The organism is Cupriavidus basilensis, assembly GCF_029335485.1.
GTDB lineage: Bacteria > Pseudomonadota > Gammaproteobacteria > Burkholderiales > Burkholderiaceae > Cupriavidus > Cupriavidus basilensis_E.
Genome location: NZ_JARJLM010000669.1, coordinates 1 through 5390 on the forward strand (window position 1 = coordinate 1; position 5390 = coordinate 5390).

Sequence of the window (5390 nt, forward strand, 5' to 3'; positions counted from 1 at the left end):
TGAGCACGGCGTCGGGGCGGGCGGCGATCAGCTTGAGCGTTTGCGCGGTGACGCTGGTGTCCGAGCGCGCATAGCGCTCGGTGGCGACGAGGCGGATGCCGCGCGCGGTGGCGGCGGCGGTGAATTCCTTGAGCCAGGTTTCGCCATAGGCGTCGGCGAAGCCGATAAAGGCGATGGTCTTGACGCCCCTGGCGTGCGCGGCTTCCGCTACGGCTTGCGCCATCAGCCCGACGGGCTGCGCCAGGCGGTAGGTCCATTCGCCGCGGCCGGGCTTGAGTTCGATCGGCGAGAAGGCGAGCTGCACGGTCTGGCTTTCGTCGGCGACTTCGGCAATGGCGATCGAGGGGGCCACCGCCGAGGAGCCAAGGATGATGTCGACCTTGTCCTCGCTGACAAAGCGGCGCGCCACCTTGGTGGCCTGGGTGGGGTCGGAGCCGTCGTCCAGCACGATGTAGCGGATCTTCTCGCCGCCGATGGTCTCCGGCAGCAAGGGCATGCTGTTCTTCTGCGGAATGCCGAGCGAGGCCGAAGGGCCGGTCGACGAGATGCTGACGCCGACCGTCACGTCGGCCAGCGCGGGGGCGGCGCCGAGCGCGGCGGCAAGGGCTGCCGCCGCGCACCCGGTACGGACGCTGGCTGCGCGGCTTGCGGCGGCGGGCGGATTGGCGAGTCGGACAAGGCTGAGGCGCGGCACGATGTCTCCTGTATTCATTGACGCCGGCTTCTCACGGCCGGCCGGTAGGTAGATGACGGCAGACCGCCGGACGAAGCGGCTAGCGCGGCGTCGCCTGCAGCGACTGGCGGTCGAAGCCGGCCAGCTGCTTGTAGCGCAGCGCAATCGCTTCCAGCTCCGCGCGTGGAATCACAGCGTCGATATTGTCGAAACCTTGCGGCGCGCGCTGTTCGGCAAGCTGCATGACCTGTTCGGGCCCATTGAGACGGTTGCGCAGTACGATGGCCGCGGTGCGCGGCAGCCGTTCCGCCTCGTATTCGCGCAAGGCGTAGCCGGCGCCTTGCACGTCGCCCGGCGCGCCGTTGGCCAGCAGGCTGTCCATCAGGTAGCGCGCGTCCAGTATGGCTTGCGCGCTGCCGTTGGAGCCGATCGGGTACATCGGGTGGGCGGCGTCGCCCAGCAGCGTCACGCGGTCGAAGGTCCAGCGCGGCAGCGGGTCCTTGTCGACCATGGGGAATTCGTAGATGGCCTGCGCGCCGTCGATCAGCGCGGGAATATCGATCCAGTCCCACTGCCAGCCGGCAAAGGCCGCGCTGAACACCGACTTGCCGACCTGCTTGTTCCAGTCGCTGCGTGGCGGCGTATCCGAGACGTGATCGGGCACGCGCAGCTCGGCGATCCAGTTGACCAGCGAGCGTCCTTCGCGGCGCAATGGCTCGGAGATCGGGTAGGCCACGAACTTCTGGTCCTGGTGTCCGGCCATGAACATCGAGCTGCCGTCGAGATAGGGCGGCGCTTCGGTGACGGCCCGCCACAGCGTGCGGCGCGAGAAGCGCGGCGCATCGCCTTGCGGATAAAAGTGGCGGCGCACCGCGGAGTGGATGCCGTCGGCACCCACCAGTACATCGGCCTGGGCCGTGACCTGCGCGTTGTCGCTGCGCCGGCGCAGCGTGAACGCCACCGGATCGCCGGCACGGGCGCCGGTGCTCACCACGGATTCGAAAGCATGCCCGGTGTGCACGCGTTGTGCGCCCAGGCGTTCCACCACGGTGCGGTAGAGCAGCATCTGCAACTCGCCGCGGTGGATGGAGAACTGCGGCCAGTCGTAGCCCGCCGCGCGTCCGCGCGGCTCGTGCCAGATACGTTGGCCAAGCTTGTTGTAATAGGACAGCGACGAGGTCTGCACGGCCAGCGCGGCCAGTGCGTCATGCAGGCCGAGCTCGGCCAGCTCCCGCACCGCATGCGGCAGCAGGTTGATGCCCACGCCGAGCGGACGCGGCGCTTCGCTGGCTTCCCACACCTCGGCCTCGATGCCGTGCCGGTGGCAAAGCAGTGCCAGCGTCAGGCCGCCGATGCCGCCGCCGGCAATCGCGATCTTCATGATGTCGTCTCCTCGGCTTGTCATGGCTGGCCGCATCGCTCTCCAGGGCAGCGTCGGCGGCAAGCGGAATAATTGTTATGGAGTATAACTAAATGGCCGGACGCTTCAAGCGCCGCGAGATGCGGGGATACCCGCAAGGCGGCAGCCGTCGACGGGGTTTGTGGGAATCCTCTGACAGCGGATTCGGTGTGGGCCGGGTCGCGGCGTGCTGTATTGGCCTCCATACTGCTTGCGTATGCCGCGATGCCGGATCTTGCGGTGACCGCAACAGCCCTGGGTGAATTGCCAGGCGCACCGAACCAATCGATCAAGGAGCCCCATCATGCGTACCGTGATCCTGTCCCTGATGCTCGCCGCCCTGCTGAGCGCAGCGGGCTGCGCCGGCATGACGCCCAGGCAGCGCAATACCGTGATCGGCGCGGGCGTCGGCGGCGTGGCCGGCGCGGCCCTGATCGGCGGCCCGGGGGCCACGCTCGGTGGAGCGGCCCTGGGTGGCGTGGTCGGCAACGTGGTGACCCCTGGGCGCAGGTAGGCGGAAAGGCGGGGGCGCTTCAGGCGCCGCCGCGCTGGACAACACCGTTGGCTTCGCTTGTTGTGCCTACTAGCCAAACCAACCTTCTCCCCATGAGGGGGGAGAGGGAGTAAACACCGTCGTCATTGCAGACGGTTTTGGCGCATCCGGCCGGCCTTGGCAGATGCCTCAGGCCGACTCGGCCATCGGCTTGCCATGCTTGCCGGCCGTGCTGCCCACGGGGAATACAGCGTCGTAAGCCCAGTTGTAGATGAAGGCGTAGACCACGTAGAACGCCGCCACCGCGATGTCCATGATGAAGGCGTCCAGCAGGCTCATGCCGAGATACCAGGAAACCATCGGCAGGAAGACCACCAGCAGCCCCAGTTCGAACAGGATCGCGTGCAGTACCCGCACGGCCACCGGTTTGCGTAGCTGCCCGGTGAACCGCAGCATGGCCTTGTCGAAGAGCAGGTTGTAGAGATAGTTCCAGCCGGCGGCGATCACCGACGCCACCACCGCGATGATGCCCATCTGGTGCAGGGCGAAACCGAACAGCCAGCTGCCCACGGGCGCGAAGATCAGCAGGCCGATCAATTCGAAACCGACGGTGTGGCGAATCCTGTCCTTGGTACTGCGCATGATGCTTCCTGTTTGGCGTGAATGCAGGCCATTCTATCTATAATTCTGGGATGGTAAAGTTGGTATCCATCGCTAAAAGCGATGGATTGGCCGGCTGCCGTTTTACAGGATCCCCGATGAGTCTTTCGCTCGAACAATTGCAGGCTTTCGCCGCCGCCGCCGAATGCGGCTCGTTTTCCGCCGCGGCGCGCCGCTTGGGCAAGGCCCAATCCGTGGTCAGCGCGGCCGTGGCCAATCTGGAAATCGATCTCGGCAACCAGCTGTTCGACCGCAGCGGCCGCTATCCCACCCTGACCGCGGCGGGCGAACGTCTGCTGGCCGAGGCGCGCGTGATCCTGGAGCGCTGCGAGCATTTCCGCGGGGTGGCCAAGAGCCTGGGCGAGGGCGTGGAGAGCCGCCTGGTGCTGGCGGTGGACGAGTTGTATCCGGAGGAAACCCTGGGCGTGATGCTGGAAGAATTCTCGGCCTGCTTTCCCGCGGTGGAGCTGGAGTTGCTGTTTCCCCTGATGGAGGACGTCAGCCGGCTGGTGCTGCAAGGCAACGCCGACCTCGGCCTGATGTGGCGCCAGGAAGTGTTGCCGCCGGAGCTGGGGTTCCGCGCGCTGGGCTGGGTGCCGATGCAGATCATCTGCGCGCCCGACCATCCGCTGGCGGACCAGCGCGTGGGCTGGGAAGAGCTAAAGCGCTACCGCCAGCTGATGGTGGCGACCCGCAGCGACAGCGAGGAAAAAATGCGGCTGCGGGTGGCCGCCGAAGTCTGGTGGGTGGAGAGCCAGTGGGTCATCGTCGAACTGGTCAAGCGGCGTCTGGGCTGGGCCTTCGTACCCTGGCACGTGGCGGCCAATTCGCCGGCGGCGGCGCAGCTGGTGTCGCCGGTGCTGGAGTTCGACGACCAGGACTGGCCGGTGGCGATGGAGCTGGTCTGGCACAAGCAGCGGCCGCTCGGCAAGGCCGCCACCTGGCTCAAGGAGCGGGTCAGCAAACAGCCGTTGCCGCGCCCGCAGAGCCGGCGCCCGGCGTCGGGCGGAGCCGCTACCTGACCAGGCCGAATTCCTTCGCCAGCGCGCCATAGCGCTGCACCGTGCTTTTCACGTAGGCATCCAGCGCCGCGCCGCCCAGCGCCGTGGGGAACAGCCCTTGCTCGGCGCGCAGGCGGGCGAAGGCCGGGCTGGCCTGCAGGCGTTCGAAGCGGCTCGCCCAGCGCTGGTAGTCCGCCTGCGGGACCTTCGGCCCCATGTAGAAGCCGCGCACGATGGGCCAGGTGATGTCGTAGCCTTGTTCGCGCGCGGTGGGCACGCCCGCCAGCCTGCCCGGCAGGCGCTGTTCGGCCAGCACGGCGAGGATGCGGATGCCGCCCGTGCCGAGCTGCAGCGCGGCTTCGGAGGCATCGCCGGACACTGCCTGCACGTGGCCGGCCGCCAGCGCCGTAAAGGCTTCCCCGCCGCCCTCGAATCCCACGAAGCGCATGCGCTTGTAGCCCACGCCGGCCTGCCTGGCCAGCAGCGCGGCCTTGATCCAGTCCTGGTTGCCGATGGTGCCGCCGGCGCCGAACAGCACCTGGTCGGGATCCGACCCGAGCGCGGTGACCAGGTCCTTCAGGTTCCGGTAGGGCGAATCGGCGCGTACCGCGATCATGCCATAGTCGACGCCGAGCGCGCCGACCCAGCGTACGTCAGCCGGGCCATACTTGCCGAACTTGCCTTCCGCCAGCGCCAGCAGCGAGCCGCCGGAAAAAGCGACGATGGTATCGGGCTCGGCAGGGCGCTGCGCCACCATGCTGTTGTAGGCCACCGCGCCGATGCCGCCCGGCATATGGACCAGCCGCATCGGCTGTTCGGTCAGGCCGGCTTCCAGCAGCGCGCGCTGGGCGAGCTTGCAGGTCAGGTCGAAGCCGCCGCCGGGCTTCGCCGGCACAATGCACTCCGGCGCGGCGGCAGCAGGCGCGCAAGCGGCCCCGAGCGCGAGCGCGGCGCAGGCGGGACGCAGGGCGGCCAGGACGAAGCGCATGGTTTTTCCTAAGGTAGGGCCGGACGAAGGGGCAGGGCACGGCAGACAGCTTACCGGGAAACGACGAACAAATCCGCTGGCCGCCGATGCGGAAATCAGGCATAAGAGAGCGCCTGCGGCAGGGTAGCCCGGAGCCGCCGGAAGGAATGCACCGAAACCATCCGCAGCGGCGACGG

At 67.9% G+C, this 5390-nt stretch carries 6 protein-coding genes; 2 read left to right on the top strand and 4 right to left on the bottom strand.

The features are described 5' to 3' along the window. Positions 1-712: ABC transporter substrate-binding protein (locus P3W85_RS41020; RefSeq protein ID WP_276269026.1), on the bottom strand; the 712-nt coding region annotated here is incomplete at its 3' end. Between the two features lie 61 nt (positions 713-773). After that, positions 774-2054, bottom strand: a complete 1281-nt coding sequence (locus P3W85_RS41025) for a flavin-dependent oxidoreductase (RefSeq protein ID WP_276269027.1) — start codon at positions 2052-2054, stop codon at positions 774-776. Positions 2055-2376: 322 nt separating this feature from the next. Here P3W85_RS41025 and P3W85_RS41030 point away from each other — a divergent pair, with 322 nt between their 5' ends. After that, on the top strand, positions 2377-2586 hold the full coding sequence (locus P3W85_RS41030) for a glycine zipper 2TM domain-containing protein (protein ID WP_276269028.1): 210 nt from the start codon (positions 2377-2379) through the stop codon (positions 2584-2586). A gap of 168 nt (positions 2587-2754) precedes the next feature. Here the strand turns inward: P3W85_RS41030 and P3W85_RS41035 are convergent, their stop codons facing one another. Beyond that, positions 2755-3207, bottom strand: a complete 453-nt coding sequence (locus P3W85_RS41035; RefSeq protein WP_276269029.1) for a PACE efflux transporter — start codon at positions 3205-3207, stop codon at positions 2755-2757. Positions 3208-3323: 116 nt separating this feature from the next. On the opposite strand from P3W85_RS41035, the gene P3W85_RS41040 reads away from it, so the two are divergent. Further along, positions 3324-4247 carry a LysR family transcriptional regulator gene (locus P3W85_RS41040; protein ID WP_017229620.1) on the top strand — a complete coding sequence of 308 codons (924 nt, stop codon included), beginning with the start codon at positions 3324-3326 and terminating at the stop codon, positions 4245-4247. Here P3W85_RS41040 and P3W85_RS41045 read toward each other — a convergent pair. Beyond that, positions 4240-5214 carry a tripartite tricarboxylate transporter substrate binding protein gene (locus P3W85_RS41045; RefSeq protein WP_276269030.1) on the bottom strand — a complete coding sequence of 325 codons (975 nt, stop codon included), beginning with the start codon at positions 5212-5214 and terminating at the stop codon, positions 4240-4242. The genes P3W85_RS41040 and P3W85_RS41045 overlap by 8 nt on opposite strands. Positions 5215-5390 lie beyond the last annotated feature (176 nt).